The sequence below is a fragment of the Paraburkholderia bonniea genome, from assembly GCF_009455625.1.
Taxonomy (GTDB): Bacteria; Pseudomonadota; Gammaproteobacteria; order Burkholderiales; family Burkholderiaceae; genus Paraburkholderia; species Paraburkholderia bonniea.
Window position 1 is genome coordinate 1,588,988 of the sequence record NZ_QPEQ01000001.1, and the last position, 25,549, is coordinate 1,614,536.

Annotated in this window: 18 protein-coding genes and 3 tRNA genes; 11 read left to right on the top strand and 10 right to left on the bottom strand. The window is 58.9% G+C overall.

The window, feature by feature from the left end; translation table 11 throughout:
* Positions 1-154: 154 nt before the first annotated feature.
* The 7 genes from hutH to hutG all read left to right on the top strand — a co-directional run bounded on the left by hutH (position 155) and on the right by hutG (position 8,581).
* Positions 155-1,708 (top strand): histidine ammonia-lyase, encoded by a 1,554-nt coding sequence (hutH, locus tag GH656_RS06935; RefSeq protein WP_153075204.1) that lies wholly within the window; start codon positions 155-157, stop codon positions 1,706-1,708.
* Positions 1,705-2,400 (top strand): histidine utilization transcriptional repressor HutC, encoded by a 696-nt coding sequence (hutC, locus tag GH656_RS06940; RefSeq protein ID WP_153075205.1) that lies wholly within the window; start codon positions 1,705-1,707, stop codon positions 2,398-2,400. Before hutH ends, hutC begins: the two co-directional genes overlap by 4 nt.
* 80 nt (positions 2,401-2,480) lie before the next feature.
* A complete protein-coding gene (hutU, locus tag GH656_RS06945) occupies positions 2,481-4,169 on the top strand; it encodes a urocanate hydratase (RefSeq protein ID WP_153075206.1) in 1,689 nt (562 codons plus the stop codon).
* A gap of 41 nt (positions 4,170-4,210) precedes the next feature.
* Complete coding sequence (locus GH656_RS06950; protein ID WP_153075207.1) at positions 4,211-4,987, top strand: HutD/Ves family protein; 777 nt, start codon at positions 4,211-4,213, stop codon at positions 4,985-4,987.
* Positions 4,988-5,020: 33 nt separating this feature from the next.
* Positions 5,021-6,265, top strand: a complete 1,245-nt coding sequence (gene hutI / locus GH656_RS06955; protein ID WP_153075208.1) for an imidazolonepropionase — start codon at positions 5,021-5,023, stop codon at positions 6,263-6,265.
* 38 nt (positions 6,266-6,303) lie between these two features.
* Positions 6,304-7,725, top strand: coding sequence for a formimidoylglutamate deiminase (locus GH656_RS06960; protein ID WP_153076589.1), 1,422 nt, complete (start codon positions 6,304-6,306; stop codon positions 7,723-7,725).
* 43 nt (positions 7,726-7,768) lie between these two features.
* On the top strand, positions 7,769-8,581 hold the full coding sequence (gene hutG, locus GH656_RS06965; RefSeq protein ID WP_153075209.1) for an N-formylglutamate deformylase: 813 nt from the start codon (positions 7,769-7,771) through the stop codon (positions 8,579-8,581).
* 133 nt (positions 8,582-8,714) lie between these two features.
* On the opposite strand, the gene GH656_RS06970 is transcribed toward hutG, so the two are convergent.
* Positions 8,715-9,176, bottom strand: coding sequence for a hypothetical protein (locus GH656_RS06970; RefSeq protein ID WP_153075210.1), 462 nt, complete (start codon positions 9,174-9,176; stop codon positions 8,715-8,717).
* A gap of 66 nt (positions 9,177-9,242) precedes the next feature.
* A complete protein-coding gene (gene pdxY, locus GH656_RS06975) occupies positions 9,243-10,112 on the bottom strand; it encodes a pyridoxal kinase PdxY (protein ID WP_153075211.1) in 870 nt (289 codons plus the stop codon).
* Positions 10,113-10,669: 557 nt separating this feature from the next.
* Here pdxY and bamE point away from each other — a divergent pair.
* From bamE to GH656_RS06990, 3 genes are all read left to right on the top strand, one after another.
* Positions 10,670-11,227 (top strand): outer membrane protein assembly factor BamE domain-containing protein, encoded by a 558-nt coding sequence (gene bamE / locus GH656_RS06980; protein WP_246184222.1) that lies wholly within the window; start codon positions 10,670-10,672, stop codon positions 11,225-11,227.
* A gap of 40 nt (positions 11,228-11,267) precedes the next feature.
* Positions 11,268-12,218 carry a patatin-like phospholipase family protein gene (locus GH656_RS06985; RefSeq protein ID WP_153075212.1) on the top strand — a complete coding sequence of 317 codons (951 nt, stop codon included), beginning with the start codon at positions 11,268-11,270 and terminating at the stop codon, positions 12,216-12,218.
* A gap of 245 nt (positions 12,219-12,463) precedes the next feature.
* Positions 12,464-15,229, top strand: coding sequence for a hypothetical protein (locus GH656_RS06990; protein ID WP_153075213.1), 2,766 nt, complete (start codon positions 12,464-12,466; stop codon positions 15,227-15,229).
* Positions 15,230-15,607: 378 nt separating this feature from the next.
* Here the strand turns inward: GH656_RS06990 and GH656_RS06995 are convergent.
* The 6 genes from GH656_RS06995 to GH656_RS07020 form a co-directional block, all read right to left on the bottom strand.
* Positions 15,608-15,684, bottom strand: a tRNA-Pro gene (locus tag GH656_RS06995).
* 290 nt (positions 15,685-15,974) lie between these two features.
* The gene (locus GH656_RS07000; protein WP_174769706.1) at positions 15,975-16,226 is read right to left on the bottom strand and encodes a ribbon-helix-helix domain-containing protein; all 252 of its coding nucleotides are present in this window, start codon (positions 16,224-16,226) and stop codon (positions 15,975-15,977) included.
* 1,396 nt (positions 16,227-17,622) lie between these two features.
* Positions 17,623-19,374, bottom strand: a complete 1,752-nt coding sequence (locus GH656_RS07005; RefSeq protein ID WP_174769707.1) for an AMP-binding protein — start codon at positions 19,372-19,374, stop codon at positions 17,623-17,625.
* 179 nt (positions 19,375-19,553) lie between these two features.
* The gene (locus tag GH656_RS07010) at positions 19,554-20,447 is read right to left on the bottom strand and encodes a MaoC/PaaZ C-terminal domain-containing protein (RefSeq protein ID WP_153075216.1); all 894 of its coding nucleotides are present in this window, start codon (positions 20,445-20,447) and stop codon (positions 19,554-19,556) included.
* A gap of 64 nt (positions 20,448-20,511) precedes the next feature.
* Positions 20,512-23,028, bottom strand: coding sequence for an acyl-CoA dehydrogenase (locus GH656_RS07015; RefSeq protein WP_153075217.1), 2,517 nt, complete (start codon positions 23,026-23,028; stop codon positions 20,512-20,514).
* A gap of 151 nt (positions 23,029-23,179) precedes the next feature.
* Positions 23,180-24,070: a TetR/AcrR family transcriptional regulator gene (locus GH656_RS07020; protein ID WP_153075218.1), complete on the bottom strand. Its 891-nt coding sequence runs from the start codon at positions 24,068-24,070 to the stop codon at positions 23,180-23,182.
* Between the two features lie 299 nt (positions 24,071-24,369).
* Between GH656_RS07020 and GH656_RS07025 the strand changes: the two genes are divergently transcribed.
* Positions 24,370-24,744 (top strand): MAPEG family protein, encoded by a 375-nt coding sequence (locus GH656_RS07025; protein ID WP_153075219.1) that lies wholly within the window; start codon positions 24,370-24,372, stop codon positions 24,742-24,744.
* A gap of 191 nt (positions 24,745-24,935) precedes the next feature.
* Here the strand turns inward: GH656_RS07025 and GH656_RS07030 are convergent.
* Positions 24,936-25,022 (bottom strand) — tRNA-Leu (locus GH656_RS07030).
* 337 nt (positions 25,023-25,359) lie between these two features.
* Positions 25,360-25,446, bottom strand: a tRNA-Leu gene (locus tag GH656_RS07035).
* Positions 25,447-25,549: the final 103 nt, after the last annotated feature.

Below are 25,549 nucleotides of genomic sequence, written 5' to 3' on the forward strand. Positions count from 1 at the left end.
GGAAAACCCTGATTTCATTATTTAAGAAAGAAGTTGTCTATACAAATTTGCGCGGCTAGACTTTCGCTCACTCTCCGGGCGTGTCATTTGGCTGCAATGGCCCCCGGGAACCCTCGAACCCTATCGAAATGCCCCCGGCAAAGGACGCCCCGCCATGTTGCTCACCCCCGGCCATCTCAGCCTGCCGCAATTGCGCCAGATCGCCCGCGAACGGGTCACGCTTGAGCTCGATCCGGCTAGTTTCGGCGCTATCGACGCCTGTGCCCAGGCCGTGGCCGATATCGCCGCTAAAGGCGCGCCAGCCTATGGCATCAACACCGGTTTTGGCCGTCTTGCCAGCACTCATATTGCGCACGACCAGCTTGAACTATTGCAGCGCAACCTCGTGTTGTCGCACGCCGTCGGCGTGGGCGAGCCGATGTCGCCGCCCGTCGTGCGCCTGCTGCTGGCGCTGAAACTGTCCAGCCTTGGCCGGGGCCATTCCGGGATTCGCCGCGAAGTGATGGCGGCACTCATCACGTTGTTCAACGCGGATGTGCTGCCAGTGATTCCGGTTAAAGGCTCAGTCGGTGCATCGGGCGATCTCGCGCCGCTCGCGCATATGTCGGCGGCGTTGCTGGGGGTGGGGGATGTGCTGCTGCACGGCGAGCGGGTGCCGGCGCTTGAAGGCTTGCGCGCCGCGGGTCTTGAGCCGCTCACGTTGCAGGCGAAGGAGGGGCTGGCGCTGCTTAACGGCACTCAGGCTTCCACGGCGCTGGCGCTGTACAACCTGTTCGCCATCGAAGACCTGTACCGCACCGCGCTAGTGTCTGGCGCGCTATCGGTCGATGCGGCCGCGGGTTCGGTCGCGCCTTTCGATGCCCGGATTCATGCTTTGCGCGGCCATGCGGGCCAGATCGCGGCGGCGGATGCTTATCGCGCGCTGCTCGAAGGCTCGCAGATCAATTTGTCGCATCGCGGCTGCGACAAGGTGCAAGACCCATACAGCCTGCGTTGTCAGCCGCAGGTGATGGGTGCCTGCCTTGACCAGATGCGGCACGCGGCGGCGGTTTTGCTGCTCGAAGCCAATGCGGTGTCTGACAACCCGCTGATCTTCCCGGACACCGGCGAAGTGCTGTCGGGCGGCAATTTTCATGCGGAACCGGTGGCCTTCGCCGCCGATAGCCTGGCGCTCGCTGCGGCCGAAATTGGCGCGCTCGCGGAGCGCCGCATTGCTTTGTTGATCGACGCCACCTTGTCCGGTTTGCCGCCATTTCTGGTGAAAGACGGAGGTGTGAATTCGGGCTTCATGATCGCGCACGTCACGGCTGCGGCGCTCGCGTCAGAAAACAAAACTCTGGCGCATCCGGCATCGGTCGATTCGCTTCCCACCTCAGCTAACCAGGAAGATCACGTGTCGATGGCAACTTTCGCCGCGCGCAAGCTGGGCGATATCGCGGAGAACGTGGCGTACATCCTGGCGATTGAACTACTGGCGGCCGCGCAAGGGGTTGACCTGCGTGCGCCGCATCGCACTAGTCCGAGCCTTGAGCGGGTGCTGCAGGTTGTACGGGGGGAGGTCGCGCATTACGCGCTGGATCATTACTTCGCGCCGGATATTGCGGTGATGGCGCAACTGGTGCAGCGCGGCGTGATTGCTGCGCACAGCCCGCTGGCGTTTGCTTCGGAGCAGTCTGAAGCGGTCAATGGTTCGCCGCGTCACGCATGAGCGCGCCGGCTTATCAGGGGATCAAGGATTTCATCCTTGAGCAGATCCAGAGCGGGGTGTGGGCCGAGGGCGATCAGGTGCCGAGCGAGCATGAGCTGGCACGCGATTTTGGTGTGGCGCGCATGACGGTCAACCGTGCGTTGCGCGAGCTGAGCGCGGACCAGGTGCTGACCCGTGTGCAGGGCTCGGGCACCTTCGTGGCGCGGCCTAAATACGAGTCGACGCTGGTGGCGATCCGCAGCATTTCCGACGAAATCCTCGCGCGCGGCCATCGTCATCGCGCCAGCGTGCTGGAGCTGGATAGCGCGCGCGCCGATGACGCACTGGCGGACGAGATGCAGGTGACGCCTGGCAGCATGTTGTTTCATTCGCGTTTGCTGCATGCCGAAAACGATCAGCCGGTGCAGCTCGAAGAACGTTGGGTCAATCCTTCGCTGGCACCCGATTACACCGCCCAGGATTTCACCCAGATCACGCCGAACCAGTATCTGGTGCGGGTCGCGCCGTTGCAGCGGGTCGAATACCGCATTGAGGCCTGCTTGCCGGACGCGCGTGTGCGCACCCTGCTGGCGATGGCTGCCGAAGAGCCGTGCCTCGTGCTCCAGCGGCGCACCTGGTCGCAAGGGCAGGTGGCTTCAGTGGTGCATTTGTGGCATCCGGGTAGCCGCTATCGCTTCACCGGTCATTTCTGAACGGACACGACTGGTCCACTGATTCACCGGTCCACTAGTTCACGGTCCGCGTCATTTTCCAAACGTATGGGAGCCTTGTGATGAATGCCCTGAAACCTGCTGATCCCCGTTTTGATCCTTCCCGCGTCATCCGCGCGCCGCGCGGGAGCGAGATGAGCTGCAAGAGCTGGCTGACTGAGGCGGCTTACCGGATGATCCAGAACAATCTGGATCCCGAAGTAGCTGAGCATCCGCAAGCGCTGGTGGTGTATGGCGGCATTGGCCGGGCCGCGCGCGACTGGGCCTGTTACGACCAGATTCTTGCCTCGCTGCGCGAACTGAACGATGACGAGACGTTGCTGATCCAGTCGGGCAAGCCGGTGGGCGTATTTCGCACGCATGCGGATGCGCCGCGTGTGCTGCTGGCCAATTCGAACCTGGTGCCGCACTGGGCAACGTGGCAGCACTTTCACGAACTCGATCGCAAGGGCCTGATGATGTACGGCCAGATGACGGCGGGGAGCTGGATCTACATCGGCAGCCAGGGCATCGTGCAGGGCACCTATGAAACGTTTTTCTCGGTGGCGCGCCAGCATTTCAATGGTGCGCCCCAGGGGCGCTGGATTCTGACTGGCGGCCTGGGCGGGATGGGCGGCGCGCAACCGCTCGCGGCGACGATGGCGGGGTTTTCGATGATCGCTGTCGAATGCGACGAGAGCCGTATCGACATGCGTCTGAAAACTCGTTATCTCGACCAGAAGGCGTATTCGCTGGATGAAGCGCTGGCGTTGATCGACGCGGCAAAGCGTAGCGGCCAGCCGGTGTCGGTGGGTTTGCTGGGTAACGCTGCCGATGTGTTCACGCAGTGCGTGGCGCGTGGCATCACGCCCGATTGCGTGACTGACCAGACCAGTGCGCATGACCCGGTGCATGGTTATTTGCCGCAAGACTGGCTGCTGGAAGACTGGCGTGAGCGGCAGAAAAGCGCGCCCGACAGCATTATCGAGCCCGCCAAACAGTCGATGGCACGTCAGGTCGAAGCGATGCTGACGCTGCAGCAGCGGGGTGCGGCAACGCTCGACTACGGCAACAACATTCGCCAGATGGCGTTTGAGATGGGCGTGAAAAATGCGTTCGATTTCCCTGGCTTTGTGCCGGCGTATATCCGTCCGCTGTTTTGCGAAGGCAAGGGGCCATTTCGCTGGGTCGCGCTGTCGGGCGACCCCGAAGATATCTATCGCACCGATGCCAAAGTCAAAGCGCTCATTGCCGATGATGCGCATCTGCATCACTGGCTCGACATGGCGCGTGAGCGCATCGCGTTTCAAGGGCTGCCCGCGCGGATTTGCTGGGTTGGCGTGAAAGACCGCTACCGGCTCGGCCTTGCCTTTAACGAAATGGTGCGCACGGGTGAGCTGAAAGCGCCGGTGGTGATTGGCCGCGATCATCTCGATACGGGCTCGGTGGCGAGCCCGAACCGCGAAACCGAAGCGATGCAGGATGGCTCGGATGCCGTGAGCGACTGGCCATTGCTGAATGCGCTGCTCAATACCGCCGGTGGGGCGAGCTGGGTTTCGCTGCATCACGGCGGCGGGGTGGGGATGGGTTTTTCACAGCATGCGGGCGTGGTGATCGTCGCTGATGGCACTGATGCCGCCGCTCAGCGGCTGGCGCGAGTGCTGTTCAATGATCCGGCGAGCGGCGTGATGCGTCACGCGGATGCCGGTTATCCGCTGGCGCAGCAGACCGCGCGTGAGGTCGGGCTGAAGTTGCCCATGCTCGGGCGCTAAGCGTGCAGACGCGCGTGAGGTCCAGCGCCCAGACGAGCTGGATGACGCTGATCTCTGGCGCAAGCCTGGTGCCAGTGCGCTGGAAAAACGGCGGGGGCGTGACGCGTGAAATCGCGGCGTATCCGCCTGGCTCTGACCTCGATAGTTTTGCCTGGCGCGTGAGTGTCGCTGAGGTGGCGCAAGGCGGGCCGTTCTCGTGTTTTAGCGGCGTCGAGCGCACGCTGGTGCTGCTGGAAGGCGCGGGGATGCAGCTAGACGATGCCGCGGGCGGGTGTCAGACACTGACTGAATCTTTGGCTTGCGTGCGTTTTGCTGGCGAGGCGCAGATCACCGCGCGCCTGCACGCGGGTCCGACGCGCGATTTCAATCTGATGCTGCGCCGGGCGCTGGCCAGTGGCGAGCTGACGCTCTGGCGTTTGGATCAGGCAAATGGCGAGGGCGAACGCGCTTTTAGCGCCGACGTCATGCTGTTTTTCTGTGCGGTGGGGCCGGTTGAACTGAATGTCGTGACTTTGAATGGCGCTGCGTCGTTCAGGCTGATGCCGGATGACACGCTACGCGTGGACAACGCGCATGAGATGCGCTGCACGCTTGCAGCGGCAAAGGCAACTACAGCGGCAACTACAGCGGCAACTACAGCGGCAACTACAGCGGCAACTACAGCGGCAACTACAGCGGCAACCACAGCGGCAACCACAGCGGCAACCACAGCGGCAACCACAGCGGCAACCACAGCGGCAACCACAGCGGGCACGCTCCTGGTCATCTCGCTTCATCACCAAGTCACCGCCACGCAGGCACCGTATGAGACAGCCTGACCAAACCTTGACCAAACACACCAAGGACTAGCGATGCAGCAAACGCTCTGGCAGCACTTGACCCTCTGCGCGCAAGGCGACCCGCGTGACGCGCTGCATGACGCCGCGCTCGCGGTATGTGATGGCCAGATCGTCTGGCAGGGCGCGTTGCGCGATTTGCCCGCGGCATACGCCGATCCGCTCACGTGGCCGCGCGAAGACCTTGGCGGCGCATGGGTGACACCGGGGCTGGTCGATTGCCACACGCATCTGGTGTATGGCGGCCAGCGTGCAGACGAATTCGCCCAGCGTTTGGCGGGCGTGAGCTACGAAGCGCTGGCCCAGGCTGGCGGCGGGATCCTGGCAACGGTGCGCGCGACGCGTGCAGCCGACGAAGCCACACTCTTCGCCAGCGCGGCATCGCGGCTGGAGGCACTGCTCGCGGAAGGGGTCAGCGCAATCGAGATCAAGTCGGGCTATGGCCTGGATTTAGCGAGCGAGCGCAAGCTGTTGCGGGTGGCGCGTGCGTTGGGCGAGCGTTATCCGGTCTCGGTCTATACGACGTTTTTAGGCGCACACGCGTTGCCCCCCGAATTTGCCGGACGCGCTGAGGCATACCTCGACGAGGTCTGCGAACGCATGCTGCCTGCGCTGGCCGATGAAGGCCTGGTTGATGCGGTCGATGTGTTTTGCGAGCGCATTGGTTTTTCGCTGGCGCAAAGCGAGCGCGTGTTGCAGGCCGCGCAGCGGCACGGCCTGCGGGTCAAGCTGCATGCCGAGCAGTTGTCGCACAGCGGTGGCGCGCAACTCGCCGCGCGCTATCACGCGTTGTCGGCTGACCACCTTGAATATCTCGACGAAGCGGGCGTCGCCGCGCTCAAAGCGGCAGGAACGGTAGCGGTGCTGCTGCCGGGGGCGTACTACTTCATCCGCGAAACCCAACTGCCACCGCTTGAGCTGTTGCGCCGCTACGAAGTGCCAATTGCGCTGGCGACGGACAGCAACCCCGGCACCTCTCCCGCGACTTCACTGCTGCTGATGCTCAATCTGGCCACGACGCTGTTTCGCATGACCGTGCCCGAGGTGCTGCAAGGCGTGACCTGCCATGCTGCCCAGGCGTTGGGGCAGGGCGAGCGGCATGGCACGCTGGCGGTGGGGCGTTCGGCGGATTTCGCGGTGTGGCAGGTGGAGTCGCTGGCGGAACTGGCGTACTGGATGGGGCGGCCGCTGTGTACCCAGGTGGTGCGTGCAGGGCAGACGGTTTACCGCCGCCGGGGTTATGCCGAGGAGCGCCAATGAACCCGGTCAATCTCATTCAGTCCATCACTCAGCTCACCATGGCGGCGGTGCCAGCAACCCCAGCAACCCCAGCAACCCACGCGCTCTTCGCCCGCGATGCCTGGCTGCCTGACGGCTGGCAGCGCAACGTGCTACTGGAGTGGGATGAACACGGCACACTCAGTGCGGTTACCGCTGGTCATGCCATCCCGCCCGCAGGCATCGCTCAGGCAGCCGGGCCGGTATTGCCTGGCATGCCGAACCTCCACTCCCACGCGTTTCAGCGGGCACTGGCTGGGCTGACGGAATATCGCGCCAGTGCCAGCGATACCTTCTGGAGCTGGCGCGACCTGATGTATCGCCATGCCGCGCAGATCACACCGGAAGGGCTAAGCGTGATCGCGCGCTGGCTTTACATCGAAATGCTGAAGGCGGGCTATACCTCGGTGTGTGAATTTCATTACGTGCATCACATGGCGGATGGGCAGCCGTATCCGCAGCTCGCGGCGTTGGCCGAATGCGTCGTCGATGCGGCGCAGGCCAGTGGCATTGGCCTGACGCTGCTGCCTGTGCTGTACCAGTACAGCGGCTTTGGCAGGCAAGCGCCGCGCGCTGAGCAGCAACGCTTTCTGAATTCCCCTGAACGTTTGCTGCGGCTGCTCGACGAGGCTGGCCGCGCGCGTCCGCCGCATGGCGGCTTGCGTTATGGGGTTGCGCCGCATTCGTTGCGAGCCGTGTCGGCGGAGTCATTGCAAGCGCTGCTTGCCGGACTGGATGCGCACTGGCCCGGCGCACCCGTGCATTTGCATATCGCTGAGCAACAGGCAGAAGTTAAGGCGTGCCTTGCCACTTATGGCGCACGTCCAGTGCAGTGGCTGCTGGAGCATTTTCCGGTGGATGCACGCTGGTGTCTGGTCCATGCGACGCATCTGGAGGCCAGCGAAGTTACCGCGCTCGCGCGCAGCGGTGCTTGCGCCGGCCTGTGTCCGAGCACCGAAGCGAACCTGGGCGATGGCGTGTTTGCGGCGCTGGCATATCTGGAGGCGGGCGGGCGTTTCGGTATTGGTTCGGATAGCCACATTTGTGTCGACTGGCGCTCTGAGCTGCGGCTGCTCGAATACGCTCAACGACTGGTGCGGCAACAGCGCAATGTGCTGGCTTCGAGCAACACGCCCGAGGTGGCCGAGCGGCTTTACCGCGCGGCGCTGGAAGGCGGGGCGAGAGCGACTGGGCGAGCGGTCGGTGCGCTTGCGCCAGGGCTGCGCGCGGACTGGATCGTGCTGGATCCGGATCATCCTGGCGTCGCTGAACGAGCGCCACGGCATTGGCTTTCAGGGATCGTATTTGGCGAGCATGGCGCAACACCCGTGCGCGATGTTTATGCTGGCGGGCGCAAGGTAGTGGATAACCGTCAGCACTGCGATGAGGGGCAGGTTTATGCCGAGTACCGCGCGATGCTCGCCAGATTGCCAGGGGGCTAGCGCTAGAATAGCGCCCGAGTTTATTTCTTACTGAGAGATGGTTATGACTGCTTCGAGTCCTCCTCCGCTGTTCACCGTCAAGCGCGGCAACAATCCGCTTCTGATCTCCATGCCGCATGTCGGCACCTACATTCCCCCTGAGATTGCCGCCACCATGACGCCGGAGGCGGCGTTTGTCGCTGATTGCGACTGGCATCTCGAACAGCTGTATGGCTTTGCCGAGCGCATTGGCGCGACGGTTCTGGCGGCCACGCATGCACGCTATGTGATTGATCTGAACCGTCCGCCTGACGATGCAAGCCTGTATCCCGGGCTCGATATCACCGGCCTGATTCCACTTGAAACCTTTGACCGGGTGCCGCTCTACCTTGAGGGCCAGCAACCAGTCGAAGCGGATCATGCCAAGCGCCGCACGGCCTACTGGCGGCCTTATCACGATGCGCTGGAGCGTGAGCTGGCAGTGCTGAAAATGCAGAACCACGAGGTGCTGCTATGGGAAGCGCATTCGATTCGCTCGCAAGTGCCACGGCTGTTCGAGGGCACGCTGCCGGACTTCAACATCGGCACGGCGGATGGCGCGAGTGCGCTGCCGGGTCTAGCGGCCGATCTGGAAGCCGTGATCGACTGGCATGGCGGTTATTCAGCGGTGGAGAACCAGCGTTTCAAGGGCGGCTACATCACGCGCCAGTACGGGCGGCCCGAGCAGGGCGTGCATGCGGTGCAGCTAGAGCTGTCGCAGGCCACATACATGGACGAAACGCGGCCCTATCGCTACGACGAGACGCGTGCCGCAGAAGTCAGCACGCTGCTGGAGGCGCTGGTGCAAACCGCGATGGCGCGGATTGCTACAGGCTGAAAGCGGATGGCGGGGGTGGCCGGTGGCCGGTGGGCGGTGCCAGCTCATGAGCTTGAAAAGCAGAAGATTAACAACGACGGAGTGCGATGCTGACGCATCAGACGGCACTCCGTTTTGCTATGGCTGAGGTTGCTTACTGCTCGCCTTGCAGCCGCAGCAGCTCTTCGCGTAGTTGCAACAAGGGGGCCTGGGTCTCTTCATCCGCCCAGGTTTCGAGGTCATCCAGGGCTCGCTGGCAGCCGTCCAGCACCAGATCTAAATCGACCGGCACGCCATTGGCCAGCGCGAAATGCAGGGTTTCCGCGAACTGCTGACATTCGTCTGCGCCATACGAAATATCGAGGTTGTCGGCGATCACTGCCGCGATCTGGCTGCGCGCCCGGTCGTCTGCCGTCACCATTTCGATGATTCCGCCTGCTACTGCAAGCGAGTAATACAGGGCGATATCCAGCCATTGCGCTGCGTCGAAGCCGCTCTCGCCAATCTGGCTTTCGAAGTATTCGATGGCTTCCTGCTCATGCATTTCATCGCCATCGACGCTGATGCATAACTGCTCAAACTGCTCTTCCTGTTCGCTACGGCTATAACTGTCCATCTAATGCCTCGTCTGATTGCTGGGTACGGTGTAGTACGGATTTGAAAAACGGTGGGTGTGGCTGCGTCAGGTTTTGCCGACGGCGGTGGCTTCGAACCAGTCGAGCGGTTGCGCGATTTCTTGTTGTGCGGCGACGAGCTCCAGTTCGTAGCGGCTCGCCTCCCAAGTACGTTTGACCACGGCATTGACTGCCGCGAGCGCATGTTCGAACGCCCGGCGCACTGAATCGCCTTGCAACGTGCGCGCAACAAACACCGCACTCGTCAGGTCGCCCACGCCGACTGGCTGGCGCGAGAACGGGTATAGCGGACGCTGGCCCAGCCACGCTTCGCGGGCGGTGACCACCAGCATGTTGAAACAGTCAGCGGGGCTGTTGCGGTCCAGCAGATGTTTGACCAGCACCACTTGCGGCCCGCGCTGAATCAGTTCGCGGCAAGCGGCAAGAGCCTCTTCAATGGTTTCGATCTCGCGCCCAGCGAGCAGTTGCAGCTCGCTGTGATTGGGCATCATCACATCGGCCACGGCAGGCATGGTCTGCACCAGAAAGGTTTGAATCCCGGGTTCGACCTGGCAGCCAGCGCGCGTGCCGGAGCCCATGACCGGATCACAGAAATAACGGGCGCGCGGGTTTGCGGTTTTGACAGCAGCGACGATATCGACCACGGCCTGAGCCTGATCGGTCGCGCCCAGATAACCGGAGAGCACGGCATCGCAGCGCGGCAGCATGCCGATAGCACCGATGCCGTCCACCAGCTCTGGCATCTGCGAGGTCTCGAGCACGCTGCCGCTCCAGTGCCCGTATTGCGTGTGGTTGGAAAACTGCACGGTGTTGAGTGGCCAGACGTTGACCCCGAGGCGTTGCATCGGAAACACCGCCGCACTGTTGCCCGCATGGCCGAACACGACATGCGACTGAATGCTGAGGACGTTTTTCATAAGAGATCGGGTGCAGGGCAGCGGCTGCGCTGCTGATAGATAGGTAAAAGTAAAAAAGTGAAGGTGAGCGTAAGCATTGGGGCGGGCCGGTTGTATCGCGCTGCGGCGTTTGCTGTGCGCCGTCCGCGTGCTGCAGGCCGCGTGCCGAACCAGGCCAGGGCTTCGTTGGCGTATGCCGCGCGGCGCTCAAATGCCGCTGTACGTTGCACCCCTTGAGCGTTGACCCAGGATGAGCGTGCGCAAAGATACCGCAGTTTTCAGGCGCGGCGGGACAGCACTTGTTGTGCCGAGCCGTCATGCAAGCGTCTGTGACGTACCACCGATGCAAAACAGGTATTTTTCCTGGCCTCAGGTCTGATGGCTCCAGGCTCCAGGCTCCAGGCGCATGACGCAGATGCAGATGCAGATGCAGATGCAGATGCAAACCCAAACCCAAACCCAAACCCAAACCCAAACCCAACGCGTCCCCCGCATAACCATGCCTCGCAGTTTTAGCCCGCGACAGTTATGCTGTGCGCCAACGTTTTTCAGGGTGAGCCATTCCACCAACCGGGTCGATGATGCCGATTTATTTCAGGTTTATTTCTGCCGCAGCGCTTGGCGCGTGTTTCGCGCTCGCTGGCTGCGATGCTCAACAAGGTGACGCCGTGCAGGCAATCAAAGGTGTGTTTGATAGCGTCAAACCAGACGCACTGTTACTCAAGGACCTGACGCCTGGCGTGACAACCGAAGCGCAAATCCGCCAGCAAATGGGCCGCCCGGAAACCGAGCGCACTTTTGCCGATGGCTCACGGCGCTTCGAATATCCGCGTGGCCCGCAAGGGCTCAATACCTATATGGTCGACCTCAATCGTGATGGCGTGCTGCGCTCAATCACCCAGGTCTTGAACGCGGAGACTTTCGCCCAGGTTCGTCCGGGCATGAGCGAAGACGATGTGCGGCTGTTGCTCGGCAAACCTGGCGAGGTCGCGGAGTACCGGCTGAAAGGCGAAACCGTCTGGAGCTGGAAGTGGCGTGAAGGCGGGGTGAATCAGGAAGGCATGTTTAACGTGCACTTCGACACCGCGCACCAGGTCGTCACCACCTCGCGCTCGGATGTGCTTCGTGGCCGCTAGGCCGTTCAATCATGCGTTTTAAGCTGAAGGAGAGTTCGACGTGATACGCCGTCGCCGTGACAAACGGATTGGCCTGGTGCTGGGCGGTGGTGCGGCCCGAGGCTGGGCGCATATCGGCGCGATCCGCGCGCTGGAACAGGCTGGGATTCGGCCTGATGTGGTATGCGGCACCTCGATTGGCGCGCTGGTTGGCGCGGTGTATGCCAATGGGGATCTCGACTGGCTCGAAGAATGGGTCTCGCGTCTGACCTGGCAAACCGTGGTGCGGCTGCTCGATTTACGTCTGAGCGGTGGGCTGCTCGGAGGACGCAAGGTGATCCAGGTATTTGCCAACCGTTTCAATGGCTACGAGATTGGCCAGTTGCAGACACCGTTCGCTGCCGTAGCGACCGAACTCAATTCGGGCCGGGAGATCTGGCTGCAAGAGGGCAGCGTTGCGCATGCGGTGCGCGCGTCGATTGCGATTCCAGGTATTTTCACGCCGGTCTGGCACGACGGCGTGTGGCTGGTGGATGGCGGCCTGGCAAATCCGGTGCCGGTTTCGGTGGCGCGTGGCATGCGGGCGGACTGCGTGATTGCCGTCGATCTGAATAGCGACATCTTGAATGGCCGCGATTTTAGCGGCCTGCCGGAGCCCTTGCCGCTTGACCCCGATGCGCCGCCACCGGGCACACTGCGGCGCAACGGCAAACCCTGGCCTAAATGGTTGCAGCCAACGGCTGGCAGCACCTCGGCGGATGTACGGGTGAGCCCGGGGCCAAGCGCCCGGGTGCCATCGATGCTGAGCTCGGTCGCGCAGAGCATCGACATCATGCAGGTGCGGATTACGCGCAGCCGCCTGGCTGGCGAGCCCGCCGATATCCTGATTCAGCCGCGCCTGGGCGGAATGGGCATCTTTGATTTTCACCGCGCGAGTCAGGCGATTGAAGAAGGGCGGGCTGCAGTGGAACACATGCTGCCTGCGCTGCGAGCCAGGCTAGGCATCGCTTGATGCGTGCTTCGCGCGCCGCGGTGGCAGGTGCCCTGGGCGCGCCAGATGGTGCAATTAGCAGCGAATTAAAGCGCCGTTTTAATTGGCTAAATTAATTAAAAAATCAATTTATGGTTGATTAGCGCAGTGATAAATCGCGCAATACGATTTATCTGAATTATTTTTAATAAAAAGAGTGCGAGATTGGAACCAAGTGAAAGAGCCGGGTTACTTAGCCTGGGTCCAGTTTTATTCCCGGGTGCGCCATGCTGAATTTTTCTAATGTCACGGTTCACGAGAAATATCCCGATTTTTATATTTCTGGCCCCAACGCCGAATGCCAGCAGGCGAAGCCGTTGACGCTGAAAGAGCGTGTGGTTAAAGCGCTGCCGTTTCTTAAGAAGTTTCTGGGATGCACCTGCACGGTGGAGAAGCCGGTGGCCGCACGCGCGACGGTGCGGGCACGTCTGGATACCCAGGATGATGAGGCGGCAAGGTCGAATGACGGGCTTGTCACCCGGGAGCAGTTTCTGCAGAGCCTGGTTCGGGATGCGTACCTGGCCAGAAACGATCGTGAACGAGGTCCGCAGATCCAGGCCCGATTGCTGGGTTGCCTCGACCACTATGTGGGCGACAAAACCAACTTTGCTGCTCAGCAAGACGCGGATGAAATGGAACAGATTGCTTCCCAGTTATATACGGCATCGCTGATCAAACAACGGCTCGATGAGTTGTCACCGGCCTCTGGCCCCACGAAGCCGATCAATCCAGAGTTGCAGGAAAAAATCGAGAAAAAAACCCGGGCATTGCTGGAGCGCGCGCAGCAAATGCGTGCTGGCACAGATGACGCCAAGTTCTGGAAAGCATTGCACAGCGGCCTGGCGTTGATGGGCGAGAGCGCGACGGCGTTGGCGCTGGCACAGGCCGGTAAGCATCTGGCGCACTGCCAGCCCGAGGAGATGCTAGCGACGCTGGCTGTGGCGAGCGTGAGGTATTACCGTCTGGCTGAGCGCATGGGTGAGCCAACGGCACAGATGTTTTTGCAGCAGATCGAGTCGGCGGTTTGCAGCGAGTCGAAACGAATCCCACCAGAAGTGCAAGCAGCACTAGCTAAATCAACAGACGGCATCAAGCTGGCGCGATTGCTGACGATGGGGCAAGTGCTGACACCGGGTGCGGGTGGCGGCGCGCCTGAGCTGACACAGCTGACAGCGTTACAACAAGTGGCCAGAGCACTGCTGCAGGGCAATCACCAGGTGCAGTCTGACGCTGCGGGATCAAGCACGGCGGTATTGGCTGAGCCGGAAATCACCGCTGTGATTCGCAATGCATTGAGTACGTTCCTGACTCAAGCTGACGCATTCGTTGATGCTGGCGCGGATACCGATCCGACATCCGCGCAGGGCAAAATCCAGCAGGCTGGCGCGCCGTTATGGGAGCTCGTTGAATTGAAGTCTGAGCTCGATGGGCTGGCTTTGACAATGACGCAAACCACAACAGCCGCGAGCTGCGCCAAAACGCTTAAGCAGCTCGACGAATATGTGAGGAAACTGATATTGCCGCAGCACGCTTCATTCAGAAGTGTGTTGCTGCAACGTCTGGCGCAATGGACACGATCAGAGGGCAATTCGAGGATCTCGTTCAACCAGAACAATCGTTCTAGCCTGGAAGCGCTTGCGTCGAAACTAGAGGGCATGGAATCGTCGGAAGACGGCAATAAAAAATCGGCTGCTAGCCCGGTTGAGCGTCGGGCTATGGAAGCGCTCAAAAAAAATCTGGAGGAGATTAAGCGCAATGCAGAATTCGATGGCCTTAACGAAGTATTCGAGGACGAATTCTGGAGCAATCATTCGAGTTCTATTAAAGAAAAATTGCAGGTCGTTGTGCCCAAGCTTGAAAATTTACACCAACAGGTTATTAGCGAAGCACGACAGGAGAACAGGACGGAGCAGAGCAGGGATCAGCTTGCCAACAAGAAAAACATTCTTGACCGGGTGACCTTGAAGCTGGCCGAGAAGGCAGCGGATGACCGAGGGAACTTGTTCACTGGGGAGCTGAAAAAAAAGGCTTTGGGTCTGCGTCTTTTATACAAAATGCAAGAGCCTGATATCGAGTACGCGCTATCGTCTGACTTATCAGGAAGCCAAAAGAAAAATTCCGGGGCAGCGTCTTATTCGCGGATTTCCATTGATTTGCTGCCCACTAGTGTGCAGCAGCCCACTGATGCGCTGATGGACCTCTCGGATACGATTGAGCGAGCGTTTGCCAGCTATCCGTCGAGTGTGAAGGACGAGATAAATCGAAAGGATTTCCTCGAATGTTTTGATGAGATCGTGAAGTCTTATGTTGCAGAAAAATACCAGAAAAATAACAAGGAAGCCGATTATATTTTTGCCCAGAAAAATGGTAAATATGACACTGCATTCGATGCTTTAAATGCTCAGGGTATTTTGCGAGGCGAGGTCCTGCAGAATCTCCCTCCGAAATATCTGCTGTTCAAGACGGCGGTGGAGAAAGAAATTGGTACTGATAAAAGCAAAATTAAAATTAAATGCGCTATGAAAATAATTGCTGAAATTAATCAGCTATTGCGTAATGAAATGGTGCAATCCATTCACGTCACTAAAAAATCCAGTGATGACGGTGTTCAGGCATTTAACCGCTTGACGCCGAACGAGAAGGAGATACTTGGTCAGCAATTTGGCATTACTCCAGAGTTAAAAAATAACCAACTAGAAATTAAGCCGTATGTTGCGCCGGAGCTAACGGAGAAAAGAGATGCCTTTTCGCCGAAAAACTTGGTAGAACGTCTTTGGGGCGGGAAATCAGATTCGCAGGCGCGCGAGAAAGGCAAGCTAGGTGTCCGCGTGCCGGGTAAGAACGACAGTCCAGATCAGGCCGCGGAGCAACAGACGCCTACGAATAAATCTGTTCCATCAGCCAGGCCATCTGAAGTGCCTGGGACGAGCGGAATAGCCGATCGTCTGCGTTCCTTTTGGCCTAGGAATTCAGCCGTCAATCAGGTACCGTGAGCTGCGCCAAATCGACACACTATTCAAGTTGGGGGAGACGTCGGATGCGCCTCAAGCCTTGGTTTAAATAATTTCGCAACAGCTTCTAAGTCATCTCGCCCGACTGATGACTAAAATTACGGCCGTTAGCCGGCATGTCATCCTCCTTATAGTCCCCGCACCCTAGTCCTAGCCGGCAGCAGCAGAAATGGGCGGGAGAGTTGGTGACGCTGCTCACGGCATGTGCGGGGGGAGCGCCTGTTGCGCGATGACTTGCTTCCGAAAAGCAGGGAATAGCGCTCTGCATATTGGAAAGTCTCCAATATGGTTTCCAATTTGCACAAAAAATATGCACACATGAAAAAACCCGCACAGCCATAAGCTGTGCGGGTTTTGATCTGGTCGGGGCGAGAGGATTTGAACCTCCGACCACCTGCACCCCATGCAGGTACGCTACCAGGCTGCGCTACGCCCCGAAAGAACGAAAGTATAACAGACACTTCTCGTGAATAGAACCACCGGATGCGTTGCCCGGCGCTGGTCTGGCTGGACTTTCATGCATGGACAATTTCCCGTGAAGGCCATGCGTTTGAAGGATGGATTGGCCAGGTTAAAGAGGCCATTAAAAATCAAAATGGCCTGTTAAACATGCCGCAAACACATCTTTATTTCAGGTTAAAAATTGAAGGTCAAATTATTGTTGGAGGTGTGTTGATACTCGTAAAAAGTTGCGGGTCAATAAATTAATTTGTCCGGAGATGGAGTTTTACGAAATTACCTTGTATGCACTGGGTTTGATGTCTCTGCAATAATGGGTTGCCATGACACGCAGAAAGCCACTGAAATTAGGGATGTCATTTTCTTTTAATCGCATTGTGATATCGATTTTTGAAATGAGCGTGCCGATGGAAACTTTCTCGGTTTCGGCAATTTCATAGATAATATCCCAGTATATTTTTTCCAGTCTGAAACAGGTATTCAGGCCATTTACCCTGACTGAGCGGGAGACGGGCTTCATTAATGCTGGAGGGAAGTCGCAATATTTTATGGCTAGCATAATGCTATTCTCGGTTAAGGTGAAATTCAGGTTGCGAAACGTTATTGTTGAAGTGAGTGGTTAAGTGGATTTTGAATAAAATTCAAGTTTCATATTTAATAATCAGGGTGGTGGGCCTCAATGGGGTGGGTTAAAAAATAAATTCAAAAGATGGCATTTGAATTTTTAGCGGGTTGATGTGGTGATTGTGGGGTGGTCTGTTTTGTGGGGTTAATTTTATGTTGCGAGATTTATATGGTAAATAAAAAATAATAATAAAATTTTACGTGCCCAAGGGAAATTTGATGTAAATATGTTAAATTTTTTGTTTTTTATTAAATTGCGTTTGTATGGATCTTGAGTTTAAGAAAATTCTCAAATAAAGATGCTTTTGAATAAACGGCTGCCAGGCAAGGCAGAACGAAAAGAGGCACGCTGACGCGCTTGAATTCTTTCGGGCGGACGGCGTGTACAGGCTGCAGGGGGGGCGATGCAGGATCTAGATGCTATCTGGAGCGAGATTTGTTTTCAGCGAGGCCGGAAGTGAATATCGCGCGGCCAGTTTAAGGCGCTGGCCTGGTGCCGGTCACTATATGACGGATAAATAGTCATTTCTCATTCAGGTAAATAGCCTATTTAAGGCTGCCATGCGCCGGTATGGCAGAGAATTCGGATGACAGGTGCCGCGCTGAATGGGTCATAAAAACGCCAGGGTGACTTTTCATGAGGCCTTGTCATAAAACAAGATGTCTTTGGCATTCTGGCCGAATTATTTTCATCGTTTTGTTTGGCATGAAATTCCACGTCAGGTGTATGAGCTCCTGAGTCATATCAGAATAAAAGTGAGCGCTAAATTTCACCTGGGCACTAGCTTGGATACATCTGCCTGGCATGATTAATTCAGGTAGCGTATATATATATTTATGACATAGGACCCGCAGCTTCGTCTTATTATCAAATATCTAGATGGCATCATGAGGCAATTGTGAATTATGGAGCGGGTTAATTTTCGGGAAATGTCCATCTCGTAATAAAAATCAATATTTCAGCCGATGGCTAATTTTATTTTTGGCGCGCAGCTTATATTGCTCGCGCGGAATTTTTATGGCCGATGGCGAATTAATACGTGATAGCCAGAAAGAACCTGTCCCTGGTATTGGTACGGATTATTTTTTTAAATTTCTCAAATGGCGAGATTAATTGCATTTCAGTCATGGCTGGGCAAGTTTGGGCCGAAGCAGTGACACACGCACCCGGCACGTGAATTCGCATGTGAACTCATTGCCGGGTCGCGTTTTAGTCCCGCACACCTGCATTACATCAACGCCGCACTGGCTACGCGGCGTGATTTTGCTGGGGGGAGGCGCAGTTAAACAGCCTAGGCCTCCTCCTTTTTTTGCCGTGCCAGTTCTTCGTCGCGCAGCTCGCGGCGCAAAATTTTCCCTACATTGCTTTGCGGTAACGTCTCGCGGAATTCAACCGCTTTGGGCACCTTGTAGCCCGTCAGATTTTTGCGGCAATGCTGGATGATCTGCTCGGCGCTCAGTGCTGGATTGCGTGCAACGATAAACACTTTCACTCGCTCGCCTTGCGCTACGTCAGGAATGCCGATTGCCGCGACTTCGCGCACGTCCGGGTGCATGGCAATCACATCTTCGATTTCGTTCGGATAGACGTTAAAGCCCGACACCAGAATCATGTCTTTCTTGCGGTCGATCAGCCGGATGAAGCCGCGTGCATCCATCACGCCGATATCGCCCGTAGCCATCCAGCCTTCTTCATCGAAGACCCGGGCGCTTTCTTCCGGCCGGTTCCAGTAGCCCTTCATTACTTGTGGCCCCTTGACGCACAACTCACCTGGCTCGCCAACGCCGCCCCAGGTGCCGTCGTCTTTCTTGAAGCGCACTGAGGTGGAGGGTGCGGGCAGTCCAATTGAGCCATTGAAGTCATGCTGTGTGCCGGCATCAACTGGGTTCATGGTGACGATGGGTGAGCATTCGGTCAGGCCATAGCCTTCGACGATGGATTGCCCGGTGACGGCCTTGAAGCGCTCGGCGACGGCTTTTTGCATGGCCATGCCGCCAGCCATCGCCAGTTTCAGTCCGGAAAAATCACGCTGACGAAATTCTTCGTTATCCAGGAAGGCGTTGTACAGCGTGTTGACGGCGGTAATGCAGGTGAATTTTTCATGGCGAATGATCTTCATCACACGTTTGGTGTCACGCGGATTGGCGATCAGGATATTGCGTCCGCCGAGCCCCATGAAGATCAGCGCATTCACTGTCAGCGAGTAGATGTGATACAGCGGCAGCGGTGTGAGCACCGTTTCGATCTCGCCGCTTAACCGCTGGCTGGACCAGACCTTGGCTTGCAGCACGTTGGCGATGATGTTGCCGTGCGTGAGCATCGCGCCTTTGGCCACGCCGGTGGTGCCGCCGGTGTACTGCAAAAAGGCGATGTCCTGATGGCTCAGACTGACCGGTGTGAGCGTTAGCCTGGCACCGGTGGCGAGCGCATCCAGCAAGCGTACCGCCTGTGGCAGGTGGTACGCGGGCACCATTTTCTTCACGTGCTTGAGCACGAAGTTCAGCGCGCGGCCTTTCAGGTTCAGGCCATCTGCCAGCAGATCACCAAGCGCGGTGACGATCACGTTTTGCACGCGCGTGCCGGGCAGTGCGTCTTCGACTGTTTTGGCGAAGTTCTCGAACACGATCAGGGTTTGTGCGCCGCTGTCTTTTAACTGATGCGCGAGTTCTCGCACGGTGTAGAGCGGATTCACATTGACCACCACCCCCGCTGCCTTGAGCACGCCAAAGAGTGCGATCGGGTATTGGAACGAGTTGGGCAGCATTACCGCGACCCGGTCGCCGGGTTTCACGCCAATGCTTTGCAGGTATGCGGCGAAAATGTTGGCTTTGCGTGCCAGCTCGCGGTATGTCAGCTCAGCGCCGACGCTGACATACGCCACGCGTTCGCTGAACTGGGCTGTGCTGGCATCAAAAAAATGGGCGAGCGAGGTGTACTGCGTGACGTCGATTTCATGCGGAATATCGGCGGGGTAGGACGCATACCAAAGACCATCGGTGTCAGGTGCGAGCCCAGAGGGCTGCTGGATGGATGGGCTGTTCATGACGGTCTCCTGATGCCGGATTTGCGCTTGGCCAATGCTGGTGTTGGCGCGCGTCGTTCGTTGTGTGGTGAGAGCAGTAGTGCTGGGTCGGAATCATGCATGAATTTTTACCTGCCGGGCGATTCGTTATGCATTTTGTCCGCAGTTTGCCGTTTGATCTGGCGCAGCGGCGTCGTGCGTCAGGTGGGGAGCGCGTGCAGGTGGCCGCGTAGATGAGGCTTGTCTGTGGTGTCGCGCACTTCGAACTCGCGCTCAAAATCAGTGGTTGCAGCGCTCCACAAAAGGGCTTCCGCAGGCAGCATCAGCGGTAGTTTGAATTCGGCGCGGAGACTGGCCTGAGCCAGTGGTCCTGGTGGTTGCAACGCGGCGAGTGCATAGGCCAGCGTCCACATGCCATGGGCGATGGCCCGGGGAAAGCCGAAGGCTCTGGCTGGGAGTGCGCCTAAATGGATTGGGTTGTAGTCGCCGGAGACCTTGGCGTAGTCGCGTCCGAGACGTGCGGGCAAGGACCAGTGCGCGCTGGGTGTGAGCGTTTCGCGTGCCAGCCGCAGGGGCGCTGGCGGCGCTGCGCCAGACGCTTCGGCTCCGCGCCGCAGGTAAAGACTTTCGCTGTCCCAGACGGCTGCACCACGCCGATATGCCCGTGCATGCACGACGAATGCCTGGCCTTTGGCGTGCTGCACCAGCGCTCCGCATTCCACTTCGAGACGCAGCGCATCGCCGCTTGCCAGTGGTTGATGCTGGTGTATCTGATTAGCCAGATGCACCAGCCCGAGCGCGGGCCATGGAAATGACGGGTCGGTGAGCAGCAGCATATGAAGTGGAAACGCCAGCAGATGAGGCGCGGTGAGCGGCACTCCATGCTCCGGGTGAAAGCCGCAGACGCTGGCATAGCGCGCCAGCATGGCCGGATCAAGCACAGCGGCGGGGCGCACCAGGCGTAGCGCCGGTAACTGCGCGTTGCGTGAGCGTTTGAAGAGTCCTGCTAGCGTGCGGGCATAGAGCGAAGGAGTGTCAGGGGCGGTGTTGACGATAACCGTTTGCACGTCGAGCTTCCGTTCAGGGTGGGACATACGGCATTTCGTGCGGGCAGGCCAGTACGCGCCATGCTGTGCGAAGAGAAGACAAGCCCGCGCGTTAAGCGTCTGCGGTTGGATCAAGCGCCACTTCGGTATGCGGGTGGAGCTGTGCTTTGCGTTGCTGTAACGCTGAGAGCATATCGAAGTCGGCACCGAAGTCATCGACTTTCACTACCTGTTCCGCTGCATGCTGATACTGCTCCAGCACCTGGCGTTCTGCCGCGTCGATCAGGCCATGCCCAAGGGCGGTGTCGGCCCAGTCACTGAAGGTGTTCAGGCTCTGTGGCATTGACTCAAGCAGACCGCGCTTTATCGGCTCGCGCAGTTTGTGTTCGATCGCGCTGATCTGCGGGCTGAGCACGAACAGCCGCTCACCATGACTGAGCGGATCGGTGGCGGCGGTGGCGGCATACGAATCAGCGACGAGGCGCTCGCGTGCGCTGCCAGGTGTTTGCATCAGGCGCGCAATCGCGGCGCTTAGATGGTCAGCGGGTGCGTGGTGCGGCAGGCCGAACGGCAGCGCGAGCAATCGCACGCAAGCGGCGATGAAACGATTGGGATAGTTGCGCAGCACGCCGTCGATGGCCTCAGCGGCACGCTGCAATGCATCTTCGACGCCCCATTGCACCAGCGGCAAATCTTCCGCTTGACGGCCCTCGTCTTCAAAGCGCTTGAGCGTCGCGGAGATCAGATACAGCTGCGACAGCACATCGCCGAGCCGCGCTGAGATCCGCTCGCGGCGCTTCAGATCGGCACCGAGAACGAACATCGAGACATCGGCCAGCAGCGCGAACAGCGTAGCGAGGCGTGTCGCCGCGCGGTAGTAGCGCCGCAGCGCAGGTGCTGCCGCTCTGGGCCAGGCGGCGAAGACGGCACCGGTGAGCGCGAACCCGGCGCTGCGCACGAGGTTGGCCAGCACAAAGCTCATGTGACCAAAAAAGGCTGCGTCAAAGGCTTGCAGCGCGCGCTTCGGGTCGGTGTCCTGGGTCGCGGCCATTTCCTTGAGCACATAGGGATGGCAGCGGATCGCCCCCTGGCCAAAGATAATCAGGCAGCGCGTGAGAATGTTCGCGCCTTCAACCGTGATCGCTACGGGCACTTGCTGATAGGCGCGTGCGAGAAAGTTCGATGGCCCCATACAGATGCCCTTGCCCGCGACCACATCCATGCCATCGTTAATCACCATGCGGGCGCGCTCGGTGATGTGGTACTTCACGATGGCCGAAATGACCGAGGGTTTTTCGCCCAGATCGACGGCCTGCGCAGCGAGCCTGCGAGCTGCATCCATCACATACAGATGGCCACCCATGCGTCCCAGCGCTTCTTGCACGCCTTCGAACTTGCCGATGGCCGTGCGGAACTGACGGCGCACGGCGGCATAAGCGCCCGTGCTGCGCACCGCCAGCTTGGCCATGCCGACGTTCGACGAAGGCAATGAAATGGCGCGGCCCGCCGCGAGGCATTCCATCAGCATGCGCCAGCCATTGCCGATCTGGGCGCGTCCGCCGATCACCCAGTCGAGCGGAATAAAGACGTCCTTGCCGGACGTCGGTCCATTCTGAAACACCGCGTTGAGTGGCCAGTGACGGCGGCCCGTCGTGACACCAGGATGGCTCACCGGAATCAGCGCGCAGGTGATGCCCGGCACGTCATCGGCACCGAGCAGATGCTCTGGGTCGAGCGCGCGAAAGGCTAGCCCCAGCACCGTCGCAATCGGGCCGAGCGTGATATAGCGCTTGTCCCAGTTGAGCCTGAAACCCAGCGTTGTGCGGCCTTCGAAGATCTGCTGGCAGACCACGCCGGTATCGGGGATGGCGGCGGCGTCCGAGCCCGCGTAGGGGCTAGTCAAGGCAAAGCAGGGCAAATCATCGCCTCGGGCGAGGCGCGGCAGATAGTGGTTTTTCTGTGCGTCGGTGCCGTAATGCATCAACAGCTCAGCAGGCCCCAGCGAGTTCGGCACCATGACCGATACTGCGGCGGCCGAACACCGCGTTGCCAGTTTCATGATGACCTGCGAGTGCGCGTAAGCGGAAAAGCCTTTGCCGCCGTACTCGCGCGGAATAATCATGCCGAGAAAGCCCTGTTCTTTGAGGTACTGCCATGTCTGAGGCGAGAGGTCTTGCCAGATCGCGGTAGTGTCCCAGTCGTTGGCCAGCTCACATAAACGTTCGCATTCCAGATCAAGAAACGATTGCTCTTCGGGGCTGAGTCTGGCGGGGCCATACGCGAGGAGTGTGGCCCAATGCGGGCGGCCGCTGAAGAGTTCGGCATCCCACCACACGGTGCCCGCTTCGATTGCATCGCGCTCAGTGGGCGACATCTGCGGCAGGATCCGGCGTAAGAGCTGGAATGCTGGACGCGCCAGCCAGGCACGACGCCACGGCCGCACGCTCAGTATCAGCGCGGGCAAGACCAGCACTAGCGCAAGCACGATGCCAGTGACGGGGCCGATGCTGCCGCTGCCATACAGCGCAGCGACCCAGGCCACCATGAACGCCAGCCACCATAAAGCCCGGGCCTGAAGCCCGGTGAGTATTAGCACAGCGGCGATCAGCCCGACGATGAACCACACCATGGCGTGTTCTCCTGTTCAAAGCGCAACCAAGCGCAGGCAAGGCGCTTACGCCTGGCAGACTGGAGCGAAGCGCTACCGGGCAGGATTTTCTGGCGGACGAGCGGGTGTTGCTCGCACAGCCGCGTAGCGAGACGGGCTCAGCGCACCGGTTTCAAAACCGGCCTCTGATACTGGCCGCCGTTGCGTGACGGTGAGCCGAATGCCGCACGGGATCCATTGCCCGCACCGCGAGTTGTTCGGCGAAGTTGCATACAGGCTTTACCCGGTGGCGTGCGATGACCTGGGTTGCGGGCCGGATCGTGCTCGTGGGTTTCACGCACAGGGTGTCGCTCAGATCATCATCAGCATGGCTGAGCAATTCGAGGAGTGAGGCGATGCGGTTGGAATCAGGTAACGGCGCTTCGAGTGAGGCCACCATGAGCGAGGCCAGACGGGCGACCAGTTGCAGGTCGGTCGTGGGCAAGCCATGGGCGAACTTTGACATCAGCTCATCCGGGCTTGCCTCAGCCAGCACGCCGGAGAGCGCGCCAATCGAAAAATGCAGACGCCAGCCCAGTTCTTCGCGTGGCAAATGGGGCAGCGTGCGCTGAAATGAGGTGAAAAAACGTTCTGCCACCGCCGTGTAATGCTCCGCCAGAAAACGCCGGATAAAGCTTGACGGATCGGAATACACGCGCCCGAGCAAGCGTAAAAATGCTTTGCCACCGCGCTGTGGATCACGTGACAGACGCAGCGCCGGAATAAACATTGCGCCCAGCACGTGTTCGCACGTCAGGTGGGTGCCGAGCTGGCTGTTGAAGCGTTCGAGCAATGCCAGACGTTGCTGGTTCAGCGTATCCAGGCGGCACGCCAGCATCTCGCGCATGAGCGCTTCCTTGCTGCCGAAGTGATAGTTGACTGCCGCAAGATTGACTTCAGCTTGTGAGGTGATTTGCCGTAACGACATCGCCTCGTAGCCGTGTTCGATAAAAAGTGATTCTGTGGCGTCGAGGATACGAGCCCGGGTATCGCCGGATGAGCGGCGATTGCTGCGAGTGGCCATGTTGCGTCTCCCAATGCCGGTAACCCGGCCGCAATTTATGTATTTGAAACAGGCGTTTTTCAGGATAAAAAGGTTCGGGCTGAAGCTGCAAGCGCGCGTTGTGGGTAGGAGCCTCTAAATCGGGCGTGGCGCTGGGTGGCGGCTGGTATGGACGAGGCTTGCCTGGCCCGCTGCGCATGGGCTTGAGCCGTAGGGTAGAGGCGGCGTTCAGGCGAAATCAGAGAAGGCGGAGGTGACTGCGGTTATAAAGAGCGCGCGTGGCATCGGGTCCACGCGTGGTTTAACCAGGAGACTGATTGATGACGATTCTTCACTTGTGTTTGTTGATTGTGGCGCTGCTGCCATTTCCGTGGACGCTGATTGCCAAACTCGGCGGGCGTTACAACAATCACGCGCCGCGGGCGTATCTGGCGGCGCTTGATGGCTGGAGAGCGCGGGCTCACGCCGCGCATCAGAACGCCTGGGAGGCGCTGGCGCTGTTCACGGCGGCGGTGCTGGTGGCTGGACAGGCAGGCGAGGCTACGACGTGGATCAATACGCTAGCGGTGACGTATGTCGTTATGCGGGTATTGCATGGTGTGTTGTATTTGCTTGACTGGGCAAGCCTGCGCTCGCTGGTCTGGTTCGTGGGGCTGGGATGCGTGATCGCGCTGTTTGTTGCGGGTGTGCGCTGAATGTGGCGACTGAATGCGGTGACGTTGGCGGTTTGTAGCAGACGTGGCCGGGTTTTTAGTGGGCCACGCGCTGCGGGCGAGTGAATCGCTCGGCTCGGTTTAGTACGGGGGGAGTGCAGCCAGCCAAAAGCAAAAAGCCCGCTATTTAAGCGGGCTTTTTGTTGATTTTGCTGATTCTTTAAAACGGTGGATGGTGCCCAGGAGAGGACTCGAACCTCCACGAAGTTGCCTTCGCTAGCACCTGAAGCTAGTGCGTCTACCAATTCCGCCACCTGGGCACATCTCAAGGCAGACCGACATTCTAGCGGCGCGCCGCAACATGTCAATGAGAAAGTGAGGCGAGCGGGGCAATTTCTGCATTCGGCTCATTCGGCTTCTTGGCTGGCGTATAGACCAGAGGATCTGGATTACGGCGGTGGCGAGGCTTATGACTTTTGCGTTGCTGCTTGCTGGGCCTCTTCGGGGTTTCTGGTTTCTATTGGTTTCTATTGGTTTCTATTGTTTGCAGCAGTTTGGGGCAACGCCCTCAGTAAAATCGCATGGCAGACCGAATCAGCTGAAAAAAACAGGCACAAAAACAAAAACCGCCCGAAGGCGGTTTTTGTTTTTGTATCCTGGTGCCCAGGAGAGGACTCGAACCTCCACGAAGTTGCCTTCGCTAGCACCTGAAGCTAGTGCGTCTACCAATTCCGCCACCTGGGCCGGGTGCGTTTGCTACAAAGATCGCCATTATAGCGGTGGAAAAAGCCGTGTCAAGTATTTCGATATTGCGCTGGCGCAGGCTGCAAGAACCCCGAAAACCGTT

What these genes read in the sequence shown, in the direction of transcription:
- GH656_RS07020 (WP_153075218.1), bottom strand. Translation starts at nt 24,070, where the DNA reads ATGGCCACTCGCAGCAATCGCCGCTCATCCGGCGATACCCGGGCTCGT.
- GH656_RS06970 (WP_153075210.1), bottom strand. Translation starts at nt 9,176, where the DNA reads ATGGACAGTTATAGCCGTAGCGAACAGGAAGAGCAGTTTGAGCAGTTA.
- hutC (WP_153075205.1), top strand. Translation starts at nt 1,705, where the DNA reads ATGAGCGCGCCGGCTTATCAGGGGATCAAGGATTTCATCCTTGAGCAG.
- hutH (WP_153075204.1), top strand. Translation starts at nt 155, where the DNA reads ATGTTGCTCACCCCCGGCCATCTCAGCCTGCCGCAATTGCGCCAGATC.
- GH656_RS06950 (WP_153075207.1), top strand. Translation starts at nt 4,211, where the DNA reads ATGACGCTGATCTCTGGCGCAAGCCTGGTGCCAGTGCGCTGGAAAAAC.
- hutG (WP_153075209.1), top strand. Translation starts at nt 7,769, where the DNA reads ATGACTGCTTCGAGTCCTCCTCCGCTGTTCACCGTCAAGCGCGGCAAC.
- hutI (WP_153075208.1), top strand. Translation starts at nt 5,021, where the DNA reads ATGCAGCAAACGCTCTGGCAGCACTTGACCCTCTGCGCGCAAGGCGAC.
- hutU (WP_153075206.1), top strand. Translation starts at nt 2,481, where the DNA reads ATGAATGCCCTGAAACCTGCTGATCCCCGTTTTGATCCTTCCCGCGTC.
- GH656_RS07000 (WP_174769706.1), bottom strand. Translation starts at nt 16,226, where the DNA reads ATGAAGCCCGTCTCCCGCTCAGTCAGGGTAAATGGCCTGAATACCTGT.
- GH656_RS07005 (WP_174769707.1), bottom strand. Translation starts at nt 19,374, where the DNA reads ATGAACAGCCCATCCATCCAGCAGCCCTCTGGGCTCGCACCTGACACC.
- GH656_RS07010 (WP_153075216.1), bottom strand. Translation starts at nt 20,447, where the DNA reads ATGTCCCACCCTGAACGGAAGCTCGACGTGCAAACGGTTATCGTCAAC.
- bamE (WP_246184222.1), top strand. Translation starts at nt 10,670, where the DNA reads ATGATGCCGATTTATTTCAGGTTTATTTCTGCCGCAGCGCTTGGCGCG.
- GH656_RS07015 (WP_153075217.1), bottom strand. Translation starts at nt 23,028, where the DNA reads ATGGTGTGGTTCATCGTCGGGCTGATCGCCGCTGTGCTAATACTCACC.
- pdxY (WP_153075211.1), bottom strand. Translation starts at nt 10,112, where the DNA reads ATGAAAAACGTCCTCAGCATTCAGTCGCATGTCGTGTTCGGCCATGCG.
- GH656_RS06960 (WP_153076589.1), top strand. Translation starts at nt 6,304, where the DNA reads ATGGCGGCGGTGCCAGCAACCCCAGCAACCCCAGCAACCCACGCGCTC.
- GH656_RS06990 (WP_153075213.1), top strand. Translation starts at nt 12,464, where the DNA reads ATGCTGAATTTTTCTAATGTCACGGTTCACGAGAAATATCCCGATTTT.
- GH656_RS07025 (WP_153075219.1), top strand. Translation starts at nt 24,370, where the DNA reads ATGACGATTCTTCACTTGTGTTTGTTGATTGTGGCGCTGCTGCCATTT.